Annotated in this window: 27 protein-coding genes; 22 read left to right on the top strand and 5 right to left on the bottom strand. The window is 52.9% G+C overall.

Annotated features, from left to right (window positions below; translation table 11 throughout):
• Positions 1-1,419, top strand: a 1,419-nt coding sequence (locus tag BUA28_RS05285) for a chromosome partitioning protein ParB (RefSeq protein WP_072767047.1), incomplete at its 5' end; no start/stop codon positions are given.
• 92 nt (positions 1,420-1,511) lie between these two features.
• Here BUA28_RS05285 and BUA28_RS05280 read toward each other — a convergent pair.
• Together BUA28_RS05280 and BUA28_RS05275 are read right to left on the bottom strand one after the other, a co-directional pair.
• The gene (locus BUA28_RS05280) at positions 1,512-2,012 is read right to left on the bottom strand and encodes a hypothetical protein (protein ID WP_072767046.1); all 501 of its coding nucleotides are present in this window, start codon (positions 2,010-2,012) and stop codon (positions 1,512-1,514) included.
• 520 nt (positions 2,013-2,532) lie between these two features.
• Positions 2,533-3,258, bottom strand: a complete 726-nt coding sequence (locus BUA28_RS05275; protein WP_072767103.1) for a glycosyltransferase family 2 protein — start codon at positions 3,256-3,258, stop codon at positions 2,533-2,535.
• A 280-nt stretch (positions 3,259-3,538) separates the two neighbouring features.
• On the opposite strand from BUA28_RS05275, the gene BUA28_RS05270 reads away from it, so the two are divergent.
• Positions 3,539-3,751, top strand: a complete 213-nt coding sequence (locus tag BUA28_RS05270) for a hypothetical protein (RefSeq protein WP_256598241.1) — start codon at positions 3,539-3,541, stop codon at positions 3,749-3,751.
• Positions 3,752-3,810: 59 nt separating this feature from the next.
• On the opposite strand, the gene BUA28_RS05265 is transcribed toward BUA28_RS05270, so the two are convergent.
• Positions 3,811-4,083 (bottom strand): hypothetical protein, encoded by a 273-nt coding sequence (locus BUA28_RS05265; protein WP_072767101.1) that lies wholly within the window; start codon positions 4,081-4,083, stop codon positions 3,811-3,813.
• Positions 4,084-4,223: 140 nt separating this feature from the next.
• Here BUA28_RS05265 and BUA28_RS05260 point away from each other — a divergent pair, with 140 nt between their 5' ends.
• From BUA28_RS05260 to BUA28_RS15815, 19 genes are all read left to right on the top strand, one after another.
• On the top strand, positions 4,224-4,514 hold the full coding sequence (locus BUA28_RS05260; protein ID WP_143148444.1) for a hypothetical protein: 291 nt from the start codon (positions 4,224-4,226) through the stop codon (positions 4,512-4,514).
• A 207-nt stretch (positions 4,515-4,721) separates the two neighbouring features.
• Positions 4,722-5,291, top strand: coding sequence for a hypothetical protein (locus BUA28_RS05250; RefSeq protein WP_218587229.1), 570 nt, complete (start codon positions 4,722-4,724; stop codon positions 5,289-5,291).
• A gap of 160 nt (positions 5,292-5,451) precedes the next feature.
• Complete coding sequence (locus BUA28_RS05245; protein WP_072767043.1) at positions 5,452-7,182, top strand: replication endonuclease; 1,731 nt, start codon at positions 5,452-5,454, stop codon at positions 7,180-7,182.
• A 68-nt stretch (positions 7,183-7,250) separates the two neighbouring features.
• Positions 7,251-7,613 (top strand): hypothetical protein, encoded by a 363-nt coding sequence (locus tag BUA28_RS05240; protein WP_072767042.1) that lies wholly within the window; start codon positions 7,251-7,253, stop codon positions 7,611-7,613.
• Positions 7,610-8,107 carry a hypothetical protein gene (locus BUA28_RS05235; RefSeq protein WP_143148443.1) on the top strand — a complete coding sequence of 166 codons (498 nt, stop codon included), beginning with the start codon at positions 7,610-7,612 and terminating at the stop codon, positions 8,105-8,107. Before BUA28_RS05240 ends, BUA28_RS05235 begins: the two co-directional genes overlap by 4 nt.
• Complete coding sequence (locus BUA28_RS05230; protein ID WP_083569877.1) at positions 8,104-8,787, top strand: hypothetical protein; 684 nt, start codon at positions 8,104-8,106, stop codon at positions 8,785-8,787. Before BUA28_RS05235 ends, BUA28_RS05230 begins: the two co-directional genes overlap by 4 nt.
• A gap of 134 nt (positions 8,788-8,921) precedes the next feature.
• On the top strand, positions 8,922-9,074 hold the full coding sequence (locus BUA28_RS15820; RefSeq protein ID WP_178297907.1) for a hypothetical protein: 153 nt from the start codon (positions 8,922-8,924) through the stop codon (positions 9,072-9,074).
• Between the two features lie 32 nt (positions 9,075-9,106).
• Positions 9,107-9,937 (top strand): major capsid protein P2, encoded by an 831-nt coding sequence (locus tag BUA28_RS05225; RefSeq protein ID WP_072767040.1) that lies wholly within the window; start codon positions 9,107-9,109, stop codon positions 9,935-9,937.
• A 68-nt stretch (positions 9,938-10,005) separates the two neighbouring features.
• Positions 10,006-10,254 (top strand): hypothetical protein, encoded by a 249-nt coding sequence (locus tag BUA28_RS05220; protein ID WP_072767039.1) that lies wholly within the window; start codon positions 10,006-10,008, stop codon positions 10,252-10,254.
• A gap of 1 nt (position 10,255) precedes the next feature.
• Positions 10,256-10,549 (top strand): hypothetical protein, encoded by a 294-nt coding sequence (locus BUA28_RS05215; RefSeq protein ID WP_072767038.1) that lies wholly within the window; start codon positions 10,256-10,258, stop codon positions 10,547-10,549.
• Positions 10,546-10,944, top strand: a complete 399-nt coding sequence (locus tag BUA28_RS05210) for a hypothetical protein (protein WP_072767037.1) — start codon at positions 10,546-10,548, stop codon at positions 10,942-10,944. The genes BUA28_RS05215 and BUA28_RS05210 overlap by 4 nt, the downstream gene beginning before the upstream one ends.
• The gene (locus BUA28_RS05205; RefSeq protein WP_072767036.1) at positions 10,929-11,417 is read left to right on the top strand and encodes a hypothetical protein; all 489 of its coding nucleotides are present in this window, start codon (positions 10,929-10,931) and stop codon (positions 11,415-11,417) included. Before BUA28_RS05210 ends, BUA28_RS05205 begins: the two co-directional genes overlap by 16 nt.
• Entirely contained in the window at positions 11,414-12,169 is a 756-nt protein-coding gene (locus BUA28_RS05200) for a hypothetical protein (protein ID WP_072767035.1), read from the top strand. The genes BUA28_RS05205 and BUA28_RS05200 overlap by 4 nt, the downstream gene beginning before the upstream one ends.
• Complete coding sequence (locus BUA28_RS05195) at positions 12,166-12,378, top strand: hypothetical protein (RefSeq protein ID WP_072767034.1); 213 nt, start codon at positions 12,166-12,168, stop codon at positions 12,376-12,378. The genes BUA28_RS05200 and BUA28_RS05195 overlap by 4 nt, the downstream gene beginning before the upstream one ends.
• The gene (locus tag BUA28_RS05190; RefSeq protein ID WP_072767033.1) at positions 12,368-12,961 is read left to right on the top strand and encodes a lytic transglycosylase domain-containing protein; all 594 of its coding nucleotides are present in this window, start codon (positions 12,368-12,370) and stop codon (positions 12,959-12,961) included. Before BUA28_RS05195 ends, BUA28_RS05190 begins: the two co-directional genes overlap by 11 nt.
• Positions 12,958-13,245 carry a hypothetical protein gene (locus tag BUA28_RS05185; protein ID WP_072767032.1) on the top strand — a complete coding sequence of 96 codons (288 nt, stop codon included), beginning with the start codon at positions 12,958-12,960 and terminating at the stop codon, positions 13,243-13,245. Before BUA28_RS05190 ends, BUA28_RS05185 begins: the two co-directional genes overlap by 4 nt.
• Entirely contained in the window at positions 13,227-13,541 is a 315-nt protein-coding gene (locus tag BUA28_RS05180) for a hypothetical protein (protein WP_178297905.1), read from the top strand. The genes BUA28_RS05185 and BUA28_RS05180 overlap by 19 nt, the downstream gene beginning before the upstream one ends.
• 14 nt (positions 13,542-13,555) lie before the next feature.
• Positions 13,556-13,933 (top strand): hypothetical protein, encoded by a 378-nt coding sequence (locus BUA28_RS05175; RefSeq protein WP_072767030.1) that lies wholly within the window; start codon positions 13,556-13,558, stop codon positions 13,931-13,933.
• 6 nt (positions 13,934-13,939) lie between these two features.
• Positions 13,940-14,095 carry a hypothetical protein gene (locus tag BUA28_RS15815; protein ID WP_178297903.1) on the top strand — a complete coding sequence of 52 codons (156 nt, stop codon included), beginning with the start codon at positions 13,940-13,942 and terminating at the stop codon, positions 14,093-14,095.
• A 56-nt stretch (positions 14,096-14,151) separates the two neighbouring features.
• On the opposite strand, the gene BUA28_RS15810 is transcribed toward BUA28_RS15815, so the two are convergent.
• Together BUA28_RS15810 and BUA28_RS05165 are read right to left on the bottom strand one after the other, a co-directional pair.
• Complete coding sequence (locus tag BUA28_RS15810; RefSeq protein WP_178297901.1) at positions 14,152-14,298, bottom strand: hypothetical protein; 147 nt, start codon at positions 14,296-14,298, stop codon at positions 14,152-14,154.
• On the bottom strand, positions 14,295-14,738 hold the full coding sequence (locus BUA28_RS05165) for a helix-turn-helix domain-containing protein (protein ID WP_083569876.1): 444 nt from the start codon (positions 14,736-14,738) through the stop codon (positions 14,295-14,297). Before BUA28_RS05165 ends, BUA28_RS15810 begins: the two co-directional genes overlap by 4 nt.
• 656 nt (positions 14,739-15,394) lie before the next feature.
• Here BUA28_RS05165 and BUA28_RS05160 point away from each other — a divergent pair.
• Positions 15,395-15,886 (top strand): hypothetical protein, encoded by a 492-nt coding sequence (locus BUA28_RS05160; RefSeq protein ID WP_072767028.1) that lies wholly within the window; start codon positions 15,395-15,397, stop codon positions 15,884-15,886.
• The last annotated feature ends 126 nt before the right edge of the window (positions 15,887-16,012 follow it).

Raw genomic sequence — 16,012 nt, 5'->3', positions numbered from 1 at the left:
TTCAAGCTGTATGCCGAGGACGAAATGAACTTCGAGCAGATTTCCGCGCTGGCGCTTACCGAGGATCACGAATTGCAGGAGCGCATCTGGAACAGTACTTCGGAGTGGCAGCGCAACGGCTCAACCTTCCGGCGCTTGATTACGGGAACCGAAATAGACATTCGGCAGAGCCCGCTTGCCAAGTTCGTCGGAGTGGAGGAATACGAAGCGGCTGGAGGATTAATACGGCGCGACCTGTTTGGGAAAGAGGACGAAGGTTATATACAGGACGCCGAACTGCTGGAATCGCTTGCCCTGGAAAAACTCAATCAGGCGGTTGAGGCCATCGTGGGCGAAGGCCATGCCTGGGCGCAATGCCACACCACGTTCGACCATGCGGATGAGGCTGAATTCGTGAAGGCGCGAACTATAAGGCGTGAGCCAACTTCTGAAGAACAGGCCGCAAAGGATGCGCTTGACGCTGAAATGGAGGCCATCGAAGCCGAATTTGAGGGTTACAACGAGGACGAGGACGCGTCCGGCGAAATCTATTCGGAGATTGAAAAGAGACATGAAGCCGTACAGAGAAAGATGGCGGCGTTGAGCGAATCACTGGAAGAACTTTATGCAGACGATCTTGAAATTGCGGGAGTCATCGTTACGGTTGACCATGCGGGGGAGCTACGCATCGAGCGGAATCTTATTCGCAAGGAGGATGTGAAAAAGCAGCCGAAAGAGCAGGGAACAGGACTGGCAGGAACCGGCCAAAGCGAGGCACTCAAGCCACTGCACTCGGAAAAGCTCACGCGCATGCTGACGGCGCACCGCACCGCAGCCCTTCAGGTAGAACTGGCGAACAGGCCGGACGTGGCGCTGGCGGCACTCGTACACCAACTGGCGCTGCAGGTTTTCGGGAGCGGGTACGCATCAAATCGTATCGTGCAGGTCAACATCGAACGTCCTTATCTCAAGCCGGATGCGGAGAACATCGAGCAGAGCCGCGCAGCTATGGCAGTCGAGGAAAAGCGTAAGGTATGGAAGGAGCGCATCAAGGCAGGAGAGCAGGGCGGCAAGAACCTCTTTCAGTGGCTATTGGAGCAGCCGCAGCAAGACCTCCTGGACTTGCTGGCGTTCTGTATGGCGGTTTCGGTCAATACCGTATCAAGCAGTGAGAACGCGCCATCAGATGACATAGCAGCCCTTATGAATGCGCTGAATCTGGACATGGCCGACTGGTGGGAACCTACGCCGGAGAACTATCTTTCGCACGTGTCCAAAGACAAGATTCTTGAGGTGGTGGGAGAGGCGGTTTCTCCGGACATAGCACAGGCCCTGGCGAAGATGAAAAAGGGCGAACTGGTCGAGTCGGCAGAGAAATACTTGTCCGGTTCGCGCTGGCTACCGAAAAATCTCAAGGTGAAGCCAAGCGCTGAAATCTAAAGCAAAAAAACTGCAAATCCTTGTTTTTGGGCTTGCAGTTCTGTTCAGCATTTAAAATGAAAGAAATTCATAGCCAGGCCCTTCTGGACGACCTAGCCCGCAGAAGGAATGAATAAAGGCGTACCGGCCTTGTATTCTGGGTTCTTGGCTAAATAATCCTCGTAATCCTTATGATCCCCTATATACCGCAACGAATACACCGCAGTTCCAGTACTCTCTCTAAGGCTCGCTCGATGCTCGATTAATCGATAGTCGAGTTGATATACCTGCCCGGCTTTCACGGAAACGTTAAGTACCGGTAGTTTTAGGGCCATCATACGGTCATGACTTACGGATAACACTAGCTCATGGCTTCCAGGATCAACATGAAGAACATTCGGCGATCCGTACAATGTCTCACCGTCAAGCTTATGGACCCTTAAGGTTACAGGCCTGTTCCAGTTCGTCCAGTCGTTTATTCCAATAATAGTTGCAACATCTTTTTCGTTTTTTATTTCACCTTTATACATCTTCCTTGGTGTATGGGTCGCGCATCCTGAAAGAAATAGCGCAATTAGGAAACCCAATACATACCGTTTAAAGACTGGATTCATGCCACCCTCTTGAGAAAAAATAAGCGAGGCAGGATTTTATCAAAATACTGAAGAGTCAGAGCATGAGCTAATATCCCCTCATGCTCATCATCTGGCGTGAGCCGAGGAGAAAAAATTGCAACAGAAATTGCACTTGGCGTGAATAAACGAATCGACTTGCTAAAGCTGAAGCGTACTCGCGGTCCAATCATCGATAGAAAGATCAATGAAAAGATCACCCAAGCAGGATAGATATTCGCTGGCGCAAATATCCTGTTTCCCCCGCTTATAGCTATCACAGGCTACGCCAGTCGCTGGCGCGGTTCGCATTGCCTGTCATGCCTTGTGACCCGCGAGTTCTTGCGGCCGCAACGCGCTTGGACCCTGGTGGTTACGACATGGGCTGTAAAAGAGAACTGGCAACGTCACCGCCAACCTCGTCAGTTAGTTGCAGTTGATCCTGGCTCAAACCGGGTTGAAATCGGGCTGAATGTGTCAGCGCCATTTCAACTGCAGGGACTGCTAAAACGACGAGTCTGTTTTAACGCCGCCCGTCATACCAGACCGGCAACTGCTTCTTGTCTTGCAACGACCGGCGCGGGTGTAGCATGACGCGCAGGATCTGGCCGGTAATCTCTCCGGCGGAATAAAGCTGCACCTTGCGTGGCGACGACTCCAGGGGATGTCCTGTCAAGATGACAAATTGAAGCCCGCGTTGTTGTCCCCATTTTTTGAGTTTCTGGCTCAAGCCTATTTCGTCGGCGGCGTAAAGTTCCTGGTCGAAGCCGCCAACGTCGCGAAACGCATCGCTGCGGGATACGACCAGCGCCCCAGCCGCCCAGCCAAATAGAACGGAGGTGCCGGTCCAGAGCTTCAAAGTCGCGCTCGCCCACCACGGCAATCCCGGCATTTGTATCGTGCTGCCACAGCCTACGCTCTTGCCATCCTCGATAAGCCGCAGGATATCGGCAAGCAGCCCGGTATTTAAGTAGCTGTCGGCATCCACAAACAGCAACCAGTCGCCTGTCGCCTCAGCCGCGCCGGTATTGCGTGCCCGGCCGATCTGGTTGATCGGCTCAAACACGACTCGGGCGCCTGCCTGTCTTGCCAGATCGGCCGTGTTGTCAGTGGAGTTGTTGTCCACCACGATGATTTCGGAGGTGAAACCGGGCTTGTAATTTGCGGCGAGTGATGTAGAAATAGATTGCAAACATTCTTCGATCAGACGCTCTTCATTAAAAGCCGGAATAATAATTGAGAGATGCATAGGGAGATTTTGATTTGTCCAGTTGGAACGCCCATTATCCCGCAAAATATAGCCCTGGATGAAAAACACACGGAAGATCTTTGCAAGCAATGAAATGGGAGCGCTCGGGCCAGTTTACCCACAAAGCCGATCTTTCGGATTTGTTAGGTCATAAGTACATACGCTTGACTCAACAAGACCTGCTTTAAATGCCGCTAAGCGCGTATAGCAAGGTCGATCGCGAAAATTACATATTTACGAATTTCATCATTTCAAGATGAGCAATTCGTGTGGAGGTCATATGAGTCAATTCGGAGTTTTACAATGGCTGGTGGCTGCAACCATTTTTTTTGTCGTGCCATTCTGGAGAATACATAAACGAGCCGGTTTTAAGCCGGAACTGGCATTGTTCGCATTGGTTCCAGGAGGAGTCCTGATATTACTGTTGGTCATTGCGTTTGTCGATTGGCCTGTTTTAACGGAAAAGAAGGCTTTAACGGAAAAAAAGGAATAATGGCCATCGCATTCGATCCGCCTCAATGTTTTTATCCAATTTAACATAATATACATTGATTACGGAGCAAAAGTCCGGGCAATCTCTTGCCATGCAGACTTTGTTTCCGGGGTCGATGCGCGCTGTAAATGCATGCAGGCGATAACATAGCGGTAATCGGTTTTAATGATTTGCGCTACACGTATCGCTGTGCTGTCGTCAAAAGTCGATGAGCCGGTTCGCCATTTACTGATCTGCTGCTTATGTACGGTCAGGGCGCGGGATAGGGCGTAATCGCTCTCTATCCCTAAAGCGGCTTTCAGGTCGTCCAAAAAATCCCACGTTTTTTTCACAAGAGTTTTATATACCGCGCGCAAAAATGGCGCAATAGTCACCCTGAGTGGTTGACAGTCCCATTGGTTGGGACTATAGTTCTTTCGCGTGCAGAGAGGTTCTTTCGAGTTTGTCAATGATTCTTTCAGAGAGGTGAAAAATGGGTAGGGCTAAGAGTTTGGGTTTTCGGGCTGTAACGCTGGATCAGCCGTTGACGATGAGTCAGGACGAGAGTTTACGCACGGCGCTGGAATGTCTGAGAAAGGCGGCGCGCTTGGTGGCGTCGGCAAGTAACGCAATCAATGATGCAGAGATTGATGGGCTAGAGCCGGTCCCTGTGTTCACGTTGAGCATGTCGTCGGCGGATGTATTCGCGGTGCTGGAACAAAGCAGGATGTTGATGGAAAAGCGCATGCAGCGCATGGGCTTGAAAGTCCGGGCGGTTGCGTAATGGGATCGCGGATAGGGGTCGCGGTTGATTTGTCCGGGCCTGAGGAATCGGTTAGAGAGGTTATCGCTGACGGCGAATATTCCTGTCGCGTATTCAAGTTTCGCGGTGCGGTGCGGGTTGTTGGTCGAGACAGGGAGATTATGCGCCTGTTGGGTAGTTTGGCCGAATATGACGTTAGCGTAAAAATGATACGGTGTGAGGGGCTTTATGGGACAAGCTAGGTTGCGGGTTCTCGTTGCCTGCGAATATTCCGGCGTTGTGCGCGATGCGTTTGCTCGGCTTGGACATTACGCCATGAGTTGCGATTTGCTGCCTGCTGAAGTGCCTGGGTCCCATTATCAGGGTGACGTTCGGGATGTGCTGGATTATCCGTGGGATTTGATGGTTGCGCATCCGCCATGTACGCATCTGAGTGTTTCGGGCGCTCGGCACTTTGCGGATAAGCGCATGGATGGGCGGCAACAGGCGGCTGTGAGTTTTTTTATGATGTTGGCAAAGACAGACATTCCAATGGTCGCAATAGAAAATCCGGTTTGCATCATGTCGTCTCTGTGGAAAAAGCCTGATCAGGTAATTCAGCCGTGGCAATTTGGGCATGGAGAGACAAAGGCGACGTGTCTATGGCTTAAGGGTTTGTCATTGCTAAAACCGGAAAACATTGTGGATGGAAGGGAAAGCAGGATACATAAAATGCCGCCTTCTCCTGACAGGTGGAAGGAAAGAAGTCGTACTTATAGCGGGATTGCGGCGGCGATGGCTAATCAGTGGGGGGGGTAATGGGGCGGGCTAAGGAAAGAGGAACGTTTGGGCAGAGAAGTGATGCGGCTATCAGGCGCGGAATGTTGCGCAGGAAACGGCGCAATCGGTTCGATTGCTTGTGTTGGGCGGTTGCGTCGGTGGTGGTGGTGTTGGCGTTCGTTGGGCTGGTAGTGGCTTGATGTATCCGCAACTCTCGGCGCTTGAAAATGCGCTTTGCGCCTTTGACCCTAAATTCCGGCGTCCAACGGATGCGCTTTGGGATGGGTTTAGGCTTGAGTTGGTGCGTACCACGCTGGCGCGGTTGCCTGCGCGATTTGCGCGGCGTGTGGAAAGTGAGGCGCTGTCTATTTATGCGGCGGCGGGTGATGGCGCGGCGGGTGGCTATATTTGGGACGTGCGGGAAACGTTGTCCGGTGGCGCGGTGTCGCTGGCGTCGTCGGATGACGATATACGCGGGCTTGCAAAAACGCGGGCGCTGGAATGTCGCGGGTTGTGGGATTTGGCCGCGTGTGAGCGTCTGGCAAGGCGTACCGGGGTAATGCCGCCTGATGTGAAGAAAACGGGCGTCAAGGGCGCGCTGGCGCGTCTGTGGGACGATCAGTGGTGGCGGCGGGCAATCCGTACCAGCGTGGCTAGACAGGTCGAGCGGCATGCAATCGGCCTGGGTTTTGTGCATCGGCGCGCAGGCAAGTATGCGTCGGATGAGTCTGTCAAGCGTAGACAGGAGCAGAAAAAGCGCAATCGAGCAATGCTGGAAGCGGTGCGCGTGGTCAATGAGTTGGGGCAAGAGTACACGCTAGCGGCGCTGTCGGATTTGTCGGTAGCGAATCCGCGTATTCGGCGCGGCGAGTTAATGATGCGGATTGCCGGGTTTGAGGACGTGGCTAAAAGTATGGGGCATGTGGGCGAGTTTTACACGCTTACTTGCCCGTCAAAATATCATGCGCGTATGAGCGCGTCAGGCAAGAAAAATCCAAAATATCGACGCTTAACACCGCGTCAGGGTCAAGAATACTTATGTGGCGTCTGGAAAAAGATAAGGGCGCAACTCGCAAAAAAAGGGGTCCGGTTGTACGGGGTCCGGGTCGCTGAGCCGCAACATGATGGCACACCGCATTGGCATATGCTCTGCTTTATGCCTGCGGATCAGGTTGAGTGCGTGCGGGCGGTGATGCGTAAGCAGGCGCTAAAGGAGGATGGCGCGGAATACGGGGCGGCTGAGCATAGATTTGATGCGGAATCAATAGATTGGAGCAAGGGTTCAGCGGTGGGTTATATCGCTAAGTACATTTCCAAAAACATTGACGGGCATGGGCTTGATTCTGACGTTGACGGCGGGCCTATAGATGACGTGGCGGCGCGTGTTGATACATGGGCGAGTACTTGGGGCATTCGTCAGTTTCAGCAACTTGGCGGCGCGCCTGTGGGCGTCTGGCGTGAGCTAAGGCGCGCTGAGGAAACGGATGGGCTGATAGGGGAAGCTGCGCAGGCGGCGGATAAGGCGGATTGGGCAAAGTATACAAAATTGCAAGGCGGGGTTTACGCAAAGCGGGCGGATATGCCCATAAAGGTGTTAAAGGTCTGGAATGATGCGCTGGGGCGGTATGGCGAGGAAATAGGTAATATTATCAAGGGTTTGAAGTGTGACACAAGCGAGTTGATAACGCGCGTTCATAAATGGGTTTCGGTGTTGGGTGTGGGGGTTGGGTTTACTTGGAGTCCTGTAAATAACTGTAACTTTGGAGTAGTGAAAAATGATGCGTCAAATGGGAAAAACGATACCGGTAGCGGCAATGGTCACAACAGCGGACCTGCGGCGCGCGGCATTGGCGGCAAAAAACGCGGATTTGTTGACAATGCGGGATCGGATGGCGGATTTAATCGAACTTTTAATCTGCAAGCTGGATGATTTGGATCGTCAAGCGGATTTGATGGGCGTTGACATCGTTGGCATTCAGCAAAGGGGGAATTACTAGCATGGCGAAAGGTGATCTTCTCGGAAAAATCGAATGTCCGTGCTGCGGTACGCCTGGGGGAATGCGGGTGACTGAGGATAAGAACGGTCAGCCATTCGGGTACTGTGAAGCAACTTGCAATGTGCAGATGCGCCTGGGGGGTAGTGGTTACCGGGTGGATCAGTTTTACAAAAAATATCCGGGCGTTCGTCGTCCTGGTGCTGTAACGGTAACGGTAACAGGCGAGGGCGGCGCGCAGGAAAAGCCTGTAACGGTAACAGGCGAGGGCGGAGTATCGGTAAAGCCTGTACCGGTAACGGGCGGGAAGGGTAAGCCGGTCAAGGCGGCGATTCCTGATTATCTATCCATGCTGGGGGTCAAATGATGAGCCATCCTGAAGATGCGCGCTGTACCAGTACTGAGGACGTATCCAGCGAACAGGCGTCAGATTTTGCGGCGCTGCGCGCGGCTGTGGATGAGGTTGAGCCGGTAACGGTAGCAGAGCAGAGCGGGCCGGGTCTAGCGGATGAGTTGTCGGGTTATATCATGCTTTTTGTGTCTGTCGCAAAGCCTGCTTTGCCGTCGCTGGGCGTGATCTATACAGGCGAGGTTGTCGGCGCGGCGGCGGCTGCGATAGCGTCTGTATGTGAAAAGCATGGGTGGCTGCAAGGCGGACTCGGTGGCGAGTACAAAGAAGAAATAGCTGCGGCAATGGTCCTGTTGCCGTTGGGCTATGCGACCTATCGCGGCGTCAAGTCCGATATAGGGGTTAAGCCTGAAAAGGCGCTGTCGGTAACGGATAGCGGGGTGGTTGGTACTGGTCCTGGTCCTGGTACGGTAACGGCTGGCGAATCCTTGAAAACGGTAACGTTCGGATGACAGCGGGTGATGTAAAGCTAACGGACAGGCAAAAAAAAATAGCGGCTGAAAGGCTGTATGAAGCCTATCTGAAAACGGTTGACGGTCGATTGGTTGTGGTCTCAGGCGCTACGCGGTCCGGCAAAACCGCGTATGTCCGGGGTCAGGTTCGGAAGGATCGGCGCGTCATTGCCTGGGACCCTGAGGATCAATGGTCAAGGCTTCCTGGATGGAAACGAGTCACGTCCAGAAAAGAATTGCTGGCGCTGGCACAAAGGCCGGGGCCTGTCAGGGCGGGTTTTGTCGTGGGCGGCAAGCTGCAAGATGAATTCGATTTTTGGGCGGCTTGCATGATGTACGCGGGGCGGTATGTTGCGCCTATCGTGGCTATCGCTGAGGAATTGGCTGATGTAACGACTCCAAGTAAAGCCCCGGGCGCTTGGGGGATTCTGCTGAGGAGGGGTCTGAAACGCGGCATAACAATCTATGCGATCAGTCAACGATGGTCTGAAGCGGATAAAACGGCGGTTGGCAATGCGTCTGAATTCGTCCTATTCCGGCAATCCTCGGGTGATGACGTGCGCTATCTGTCCAGAAAAACGCGGGTCCCTGAATCAGAGCTTGCAGGCTTGATGCAACTGCAATATGTGCGGCTGTCGGCCATTGACGGCGCAATTTCGAGGGGAAAACTTACTTTTTGATTCTTTTGGCTTTTGTCAAGGTGCGGTATGGGTAACGGTTACTCATACCGCATATTCATTTGAAAGTCATATTTTGATTTAATCCTTCAATACCGCGTGGGGCGGTTCTGGTTTTATTACATGGGGAAAATCAAATGACTCAAGAACAAATGATGGCTTTAGCCGTCGCTGGTGGCATCGTTTTTGCTGCTTACAAATTCGGTTCGGGCGTGGTGAAGGCTGGCGCGCTGGCCGTTGGCGCTGTCGTGGTTGCCAAGCAGATTCCTTACGTTAACCGCGTAATCTAAACCGCATAAAAACGACAAAAGGGGATTAGATTATGAGCGTAGGAATTCTGACTCGTTATTCGCTGCCATTTTCCAACGTGGCCGCTAACAATATCGCAACTGCCAATGTGACGCCTGGTCGTTTGATTGAGAATGTCAAGCTGTGCCTGGGCGGGACCACGTTTACCAAAGCGCAGATTACTCAAGTTCGCGTCAAGGCGAACGGCAAGGTAATCATGGAAGGAACGGGAACGGAACTCGATCTGATAAACGCCTTTCGCGGCGAAACGACTGATCCAAAGTTTCTCGATTTGTCTTTTGCGGATTATTTCCTGAACAATGAATTTGACAGGAAAGTGGGCGGCTTTGATACAAGCGTGGGGATCAGCAATATCACGCTGGAAGTCACCATAGCAGGCGCTACTGCGCCAACGCTCAAGGCCATTGTGACGGAATCGGCGGCGCAAAAGGACAAGTCCGGCGAGTTCGCTCCTTACGCTACGCTTATCAGCAAAGTGTTGAAATATCCTTTCAATATTTCCACTGGTGGCCGTCTGCCTTTTCAGGTTCCATTCGGCGCGCAGTCCGGTTCCATTATCAAGCGCTTGCACATTTTTCACACTTCCAAGATGACTGGAATCACGGTCAAGCAGGATGCTATGGTTATCCATGAAAGTGTGACGGCTGAAAACGAACAGGAACAAAAGCGCTTTGCGCGTAAGCCGCAAGCCAACGTTTACACGGTGGATTTCACTGTGCAAGCTGCAATCAAGCATGCTCTCGATACAAGGGATGCGAGGTCGCTGGAATGGCTCCCGGAATTTTCCGGTGCTGATTCCGGGAGCGTGATTGTTGAGTACTTGGACCCTCTCGGCAATCTGTAAAAGATACATTCCGTAATGTAAGCGCGAAAGGGCCGGTCGCTGGATCGGCCTTTTTTGGAGGAAAAAGAATGGACGATTGGGCAAGCACGGTTACGGGTTGGGCGACCAAAGCGCTTGACGCTGCGATTGCCGTCAAGGTCAATAACCCGCATGAACTCAACAAGATGCAGCTGCAAATGTATGGAAACTATGGTTTCTATCCTGACGCGCAGGGGAACTACGGTAATCAGCCGATTATGGGTGCTGCGGGCGGGATTTCGCCGGTCGTGCTGATAGGCGGCGCTGCTGTGCTGCTCGTTTTGCTGCTGAAGGATTAGCATGGACCCTATGTCATTACTCGCGGCTGTCGGTCCTGGTCTTGGGCAAGGTCTCGGGCAAGGGTTGGCCGGTCTTGCGGGCGGCGCGGGCGGTCCTGCGGTTTCGCGGGCGGATGGCGCAAAAATCGAGCCGGTTTTTGATAATAGCGGATGGAATGTCAATTTTTCCAGCGGGTCCATTACCAGCGACCGGCAACAACTGCCTGCGCTGGGCGGAATGGAATGGACTACTGCGGCGATGTGGATAGCGGGCGGTCTCGTCGTGTGGAAAATCATACAAAAGAAGGCTAAATGATTATCCGTCTGGTAGCGGGTGACTGGTGCACCAGTGCGGACCGGTGGCTAGGTCTGACTGGCGCGCAGCATTTGCCGGAATACAAGGCGCAATTTCGCAATGGTGCGCGCCTTCTGTACGTGCTGGCGGATGGCGTGGAATGCGGTGCGGTGCTGGTGCGCATAGACGTGCGGGCGAATGGTGCGGATGGCGTGATAGTCGCTGCCGGTTGTCGGTTGCCTGGGGTTGATCTGGTTGCACATGTGCTGCCTGCGCTCGAATCTCTCTTTCTCGGTGTGGATGCGGTGCGAGTTCACACGTCGCGCCCTGGTCTGGTGGCAAAGCTGAAAAAATCCGGGTACGAACAGGCTGAAGTCGTGATGGTTAAAAAGGTGACGTCATGCATATATCATTAAGGCAACTATACGCGGCGGGCGAACCGATAGGCGATAGCGCTACCGAACGTTTGCCGTGCGGTCGCATCATTTATGGTGGCGGCGGTTCCAAGTCGTCCAGTACCGTTTCGAGTAGCGCATCCAGTCAAGACAAAAGGATGGCGCTGACAGGCGGTGTCGGGATCAATGCTGAGGATTCGGTAATCAATGTCGAGTCTGTAGACAAGGATATGATGGTTCGGGCGCTGGATTCGGTTGATTTAGCGACTGCAACAGGCGGGGAGGGGCTGGATAAGTTGTTGAATGTGGCCGTGGGTTTATTCGAGGGCGCGGGCGCGCTGGTGGATAAAACCCAAAGCACAGCGCTGGCGCAGCTTGATACGCTGAATCGTGCGGCGAATGACTCACGCGGCGCAATCGATCAAAAAACAATGATAGCGCTGGCAATCGCGGGCGCGGCTATCGTAATCATTCCGAAAATGGTGAAAAAATGACAGGCTTTGTCTATGAAAGAATCGCTCAGTCATTGGCTGCGAATGCAATTGCGCGCATGGCGATAGCGGCGGGGGAGTTGCGTATCGCGGCGTCGTCTTATCCGGTGACGGTCAATCTGCTGCTGGGCGGGCGCATCCTGGGGAGTGCGTCCGGTATGCAGGCCGGTGACTATGTTCGCGGCGTGCCGTTCGATGGTTTTGAGATTGTCAATGGTCCCGCTGCTCAAACGGTAGTAATAAGACTGGCGTCAGGGCAATCGGGTTCTGACAGGATAGTGGGAGAGGTGTCGGTTATTTCCGGCGAGGTCACGCGTAGTGCCAGTGGGGTGGCTTTTTTTGCTGCTGGGGGGAAAACGGCGGTTGCTGCTGAATATAGCTATGTGCTGCTGTGGAATCCGGTAGCAAGCGGGAAGAGATTGATTGCGAATCAGATTATGGGGCGCGTGAATACGTCGGGCGCTTTTAATTTGCGCTGGGTGTCGGGGGTAATCGGGACCTTTCCAGTGGGATTGGAGTTGCCGTCAAATAAGCTGATCGGTGGGGCGGCTACGGTGGCAGAATTCCGGGCCGGATCACAAGGGACGTTTCCGGGAACGTATATTTCTGGCGTTTATTCAGCCCCTAGCACGTCTTTCGTCGTTCCGATCAATGAGCCGCTAGTAATCAATCCGGGGTTCGGGGTGCTGGTTTGTGGTACTGCGCCTAATGAGCAGGTAAATGGATCATTTCAGTATTGGGAAGAGTCGCTATGAAAATCAAGAATCCGAATTTCGTGAGTGATGTTGACAAGTTTTTGGCATCGAACAAAGTGGCTTTGAAAAAGGTGTTTTCCGACAAAGCGACTCGGGAAACGCTAACGGCTGAGGACGTGCGGGCGGCATTACCTACGATCAGGGATCAGCTAACAGATGGCATGATTGCCGAATTTGCAAAGCGTGAAGGAATGACGCTTGAAGAGTGATGCGCTGATATTCGTGGCGGCGGGCCTGTTGGCGGGAATCGCGGCCTGGAAAGCGGCGGATGCGTCTGTTGATGCTGGTGAGTATGAGCCGTCAGGCGTAGATAGTATTTCTGACGTGATAGATGATTTCACGTTTGACAATTTCGGAATATCCATTATGAGCAATTGGCGGGATGATCTGGCTGGGCGGGGTGCTGCGTATGCGCCTTTACTCGCGGCGGCTGAGGTCCGTCATGGAATCCCTGGTGGAATGCTGGCGCGTCTTGCGTGGCAAGAGTCGCGGTTCCGGGCTGATATCATAAGCGGTCGCACGGTGTCAAGCGCTGGCGCGCTGGGGATCATGCAAATAGTTCCTAAGTGGCATCCTGGCGTGGACCCTTTAAATCCTGCTGCGGCGATCAACTATGCAGGCGGCTATCTTGCATCGCTTTACCGGCAATTCTCGCGGTGGGATTTGGCACTGAAGGCGTACAACTGGGGTCCGGGTAATGTGCGGGCTTGGTTAAATGGGCAAAAGGTCGAGCCAACAGAAACGCGGCTTTATAGCGCGCAGATTTTGAATGACATGGGGGCAATAGCATGAGCAAGACAGGGCAAAATATCGCAATAGCGGGGGCGGTGGCTGTGGGGGCTTTTATGCTGCTCAAGTCGAGCGGTGGCATAGCTGCGCCTTTTCGTAGGGTCCTGGGGATAGGCAATCAAACAGGAAACCCGGTAACAGGGTACGACAAGGTTACTGAGATTTTGAATCAGGCATTACCGGCGCAACCTGGGTATGCCTGGAAATACTACTCTGACGGCACGTCTATCAGTCCTGAGGGCAATTATTACCACAATGGCGCGCTGGTATGGTCTCCGGGCGGTTGATGCCGGTTGCGCTGTATGCGGGCGCGGGTCTCGTCCTGGCTGTGGTCCTGGCGCGCAAATTTGACGTTATACCTGGGTTGTCGGATATTGCCTACAGCGCAGGGAATGCGGCGGTGGATACAGTGGATGCGGTGGTATCGGGCGTGGTGGTAGGGGCGGGCAAAGTGGCGGGCATTCCGGCAACAAATAAAACGCAATGTCAACATGATTTGGCGCGTGGGGATATGTGGGAAGCATCCTTTTCCTGCCCTGCGAAAGATTTTCTGTCGGCGGCCTGGAATCAATACGGTTTTTAACTGAGGGGTGATAAATGGCAATATTGGGAATGGTGCTGCCTGCGCTGCTGCCTATGGTGACGGATGGCGTTCGCGGTCTTTTTGCGCGCTTTACCGGTGGCGCGGGCGGAGTTCCGGTCAACATGGCGGAGCGCTTGCAACTGATGAAAGCGGAAACGGAAAAGCTGCGCGTTCTGGCTGAGTTGGATCGGCCTGCGGGCGAGGTCTCGCGCTGGGTCGCGGATTTTCGGGGTGCGTTCAGGTATATCGCTATCCTGGTCATATGGGCGGTGACGGCCTGCGCGGTGTTAACTGGCGCGTCCGAGTTGTATACGCTGCCATTGATAGATTTGTCTGCGGGAACGGTCAGCTTCCTTTTTGGTGAGCGCTTTTACCTGAAGTTAAAGGGGTAATGCTAAATGGATATGCTGTCGGCGTTAATCCTGGCGGTGCTGAATGGGGCTGTTACCTGGGGCGTGGTGTCCACTAAATTGAAATACATGGATCGGGATATAGTCGAGGGCAAGCGCTGGAGAGAAGCGCATGCGGAATATCATTTGAATAAGGGGGTGTGATATGGCGGCAAAGCGTAAGGCAAAAAAGCGGGTGGCAAGGGCTAAAAACGGGCGTTTCAAGAGGCGATAAAGAAAAGCCAGATAAGAGCGGGCATAGCCGCGCCGTAGACGGGAACGGCGTAGACGTGCGGCAATGCAAACATGGCGCCGGTAAGGGCAAGAAGGCATGCGATAAAAAGTGATAGTCGAGTGTGATTTTTCATGATTTCGTGAGTGCCAGTCCCATTTTTGATTCTAGCACAAGGTTGGATCGGTAAAAATCGCGCTGGCGGATAATATCTGCCAGCGTTTTTTGTTGGGCGTCAATCTCGGCGCGCAGTTTGTCATGCTCTCGCTTCAGGCTGGACGAAAGCTGTACGCCATAAAACATAGCTCTTATCTCGTCCGGCTTGAATCCTCGGGTCCATCCTGGAACATAAAGATTGCCATCGCGGGCAATGAAACCTTGCCAGTCCGGGCCTATGAGCGCGGACAGGTCGCCGTCTATGAACAGGCGCATCATGGCAAGCGCGGCGGCGGGCGGTTTGTGCTGCCCGGATTGCCAGCGTTTGGCGGTTTGCTTGCTGCATCCTGTGATTCGCCTTATTTCCTCGGTGCTGTAGTTTTCCATTCGCGCATTGTCCTGAAGATTATTTTCGTCCATCACTCAATCAAGGCGGCTTTCATGCCGTTACTCGAGGCGTTGGCCTGATAGCGTTGGTCTATCATGCTTTCCGTGGTGTTTGAATGGACGAGGCAATGACGGCGGCATTTAACATAATATACATTATGCGCAAATTAAAATAATTATGAGGCGGATGTAAATAAATTTTTCCCTTATGTGCGGTTGGGAACAGAGTCGTTGAAGCCAATTGAACAAACTATCGCCGGACGTCTACTTTTTTCTCCCTCTTGTAGTAGGCGTCTCTGGCCCGGCAAGGCCGACTACTCTTTGCCGGGCCTTTTTCTGGATAACGCTTCAGCATGAAGATTCTCCTTCTCGAATACTTACGGCCCGCAGTGAAAAAGGCAGCAGTTGCTGTGTATGATCATCCAATAATCACTATGCCCCAATCTGGGCCGCCTTGAATTTGGTATCCACATATAAGCCATTGAAGGGCCGGCGCTGGTGTCGGAACTCTTGTATGGGAACAGGATCCGTGCGATTTGGACCCCGACTTAAAACTGTTCGATTGTTCTCGTTCTTTCACTTTTAAACTTGTTAAAAACGGCTTATTATTGAGTGAGTAAATAAGCGTTACGGGTTTTTTTAGGCGCCGTCTTATAATTCTCAAACTCCATTCATTGAAAGGAGAAAACATGAAACTTATAGTTCTGGCAATTTTTACCGCAATCATTTCAACCGTCGCATCGGCGGCGGACGCTCCTCCGATATTTCAAAAGCCGGATCCCCAAAGCAAGTTCAAGGACGCACAGCTTCACGTGAAAGAACTGATGAAAGCCGGCCAGTACAAAGAAGCGTCTGATTATATGGCTGTTTATCAAAGATTGGCCTGTGAGGCGGCGGAGCAGAAAGCAGGAACGAGCATAGAAGAAGGAACTGCAATTTGCGCACGCAAGCACCATCAGGCGGGTGTTAACGCCATCAGCGCCTTACATCAGGGGCAATCTGCGACAGAAAGTACGCTCGCCCCTGGCATCATGGTGATGCCTCGTACCCTGCCTGGTACCCCGACAGCGCTGGATAGTGGCTCAACACCTTCCCTTTTTGTATTTGATCCCCGATCTGCCCCTGGGCAATCTGGTCCTCAGCCTGATCGCAAGGTTGATCCCTGGACCGGAAGCCCTTAATTTTCTTTCCTCTCAGCAAAAATAAGCAGCTGAAACCCTACGCTATTAGGGAGAGACAGCTTTTTTCGGTTGGAACCTCAAGAATTGAGGTGTATGATTTCGTCCTGCCAATATTATTGATACTGG

Origin of the sequence: Nitrosospira sp. Nsp11, assembly GCF_900142705.1 — a bacterium.
GTDB lineage: Bacteria > Pseudomonadota > Gammaproteobacteria > Burkholderiales > Nitrosomonadaceae > Nitrosospira.
The sequence above is the reverse complement of the archived record's forward strand: the minus strand, read 5'-3'. Positions and strand labels throughout refer to the sequence as shown.

Bases quoted from the DNA above. Each gene is read 5' to 3' on its own strand.
- BUA28_RS05280 (WP_072767046.1), bottom strand. From the start codon at position 2,012: ATGAATCCAGTCTTTAAACGGTATGTATTGGGTTTCCTAATTGCGCTA.
- BUA28_RS05275 (WP_072767103.1), bottom strand. From the start codon at position 3,258: ATGCATCTCTCAATTATTATTCCGGCTTTTAATGAAGAGCGTCTGATC.
- BUA28_RS05270 (WP_256598241.1), top strand. From the start codon at position 3,539: ATGAGTCAATTCGGAGTTTTACAATGGCTGGTGGCTGCAACCATTTTT.
- BUA28_RS05260 (WP_143148444.1), top strand. From the start codon at position 4,224: ATGGGTAGGGCTAAGAGTTTGGGTTTTCGGGCTGTAACGCTGGATCAG.
- BUA28_RS05250 (WP_218587229.1), top strand. From the start codon at position 4,722: ATGGGACAAGCTAGGTTGCGGGTTCTCGTTGCCTGCGAATATTCCGGC.
- BUA28_RS05245 (WP_072767043.1), top strand. From the start codon at position 5,452: ATGTATCCGCAACTCTCGGCGCTTGAAAATGCGCTTTGCGCCTTTGAC.
- BUA28_RS05240 (WP_072767042.1), top strand. From the start codon at position 7,251: ATGGCGAAAGGTGATCTTCTCGGAAAAATCGAATGTCCGTGCTGCGGT.
- BUA28_RS05235 (WP_143148443.1), top strand. From the start codon at position 7,610: ATGATGAGCCATCCTGAAGATGCGCGCTGTACCAGTACTGAGGACGTA.
- BUA28_RS05230 (WP_083569877.1), top strand. From the start codon at position 8,104: ATGACAGCGGGTGATGTAAAGCTAACGGACAGGCAAAAAAAAATAGCG.
- BUA28_RS15820 (WP_178297907.1), top strand. From the start codon at position 8,922: ATGACTCAAGAACAAATGATGGCTTTAGCCGTCGCTGGTGGCATCGTT.
- BUA28_RS05225 (WP_072767040.1), top strand. From the start codon at position 9,107: ATGAGCGTAGGAATTCTGACTCGTTATTCGCTGCCATTTTCCAACGTG.
- BUA28_RS05220 (WP_072767039.1), top strand. From the start codon at position 10,006: ATGGACGATTGGGCAAGCACGGTTACGGGTTGGGCGACCAAAGCGCTT.
- BUA28_RS05215 (WP_072767038.1), top strand. From the start codon at position 10,256: ATGGACCCTATGTCATTACTCGCGGCTGTCGGTCCTGGTCTTGGGCAA.
- BUA28_RS05210 (WP_072767037.1), top strand. From the start codon at position 10,546: ATGATTATCCGTCTGGTAGCGGGTGACTGGTGCACCAGTGCGGACCGG.
- BUA28_RS05205 (WP_072767036.1), top strand. From the start codon at position 10,929: ATGCATATATCATTAAGGCAACTATACGCGGCGGGCGAACCGATAGGC.
- BUA28_RS05200 (WP_072767035.1), top strand. From the start codon at position 11,414: ATGACAGGCTTTGTCTATGAAAGAATCGCTCAGTCATTGGCTGCGAAT.
- BUA28_RS05195 (WP_072767034.1), top strand. From the start codon at position 12,166: ATGAAAATCAAGAATCCGAATTTCGTGAGTGATGTTGACAAGTTTTTG.
- BUA28_RS05185 (WP_072767032.1), top strand. From the start codon at position 12,958: ATGAGCAAGACAGGGCAAAATATCGCAATAGCGGGGGCGGTGGCTGTG.
- BUA28_RS05180 (WP_178297905.1), top strand. From the start codon at position 13,227: ATGGTCTCCGGGCGGTTGATGCCGGTTGCGCTGTATGCGGGCGCGGGT.
- BUA28_RS05175 (WP_072767030.1), top strand. From the start codon at position 13,556: ATGGCAATATTGGGAATGGTGCTGCCTGCGCTGCTGCCTATGGTGACG.
- BUA28_RS15815 (WP_178297903.1), top strand. From the start codon at position 13,940: ATGGATATGCTGTCGGCGTTAATCCTGGCGGTGCTGAATGGGGCTGTT.
- BUA28_RS15810 (WP_178297901.1), bottom strand. From the start codon at position 14,298: ATGAAAAATCACACTCGACTATCACTTTTTATCGCATGCCTTCTTGCC.
- BUA28_RS05165 (WP_083569876.1), bottom strand. From the start codon at position 14,738: ATGGACGAAAATAATCTTCAGGACAATGCGCGAATGGAAAACTACAGC.
- BUA28_RS05160 (WP_072767028.1), top strand. From the start codon at position 15,395: ATGAAACTTATAGTTCTGGCAATTTTTACCGCAATCATTTCAACCGTC.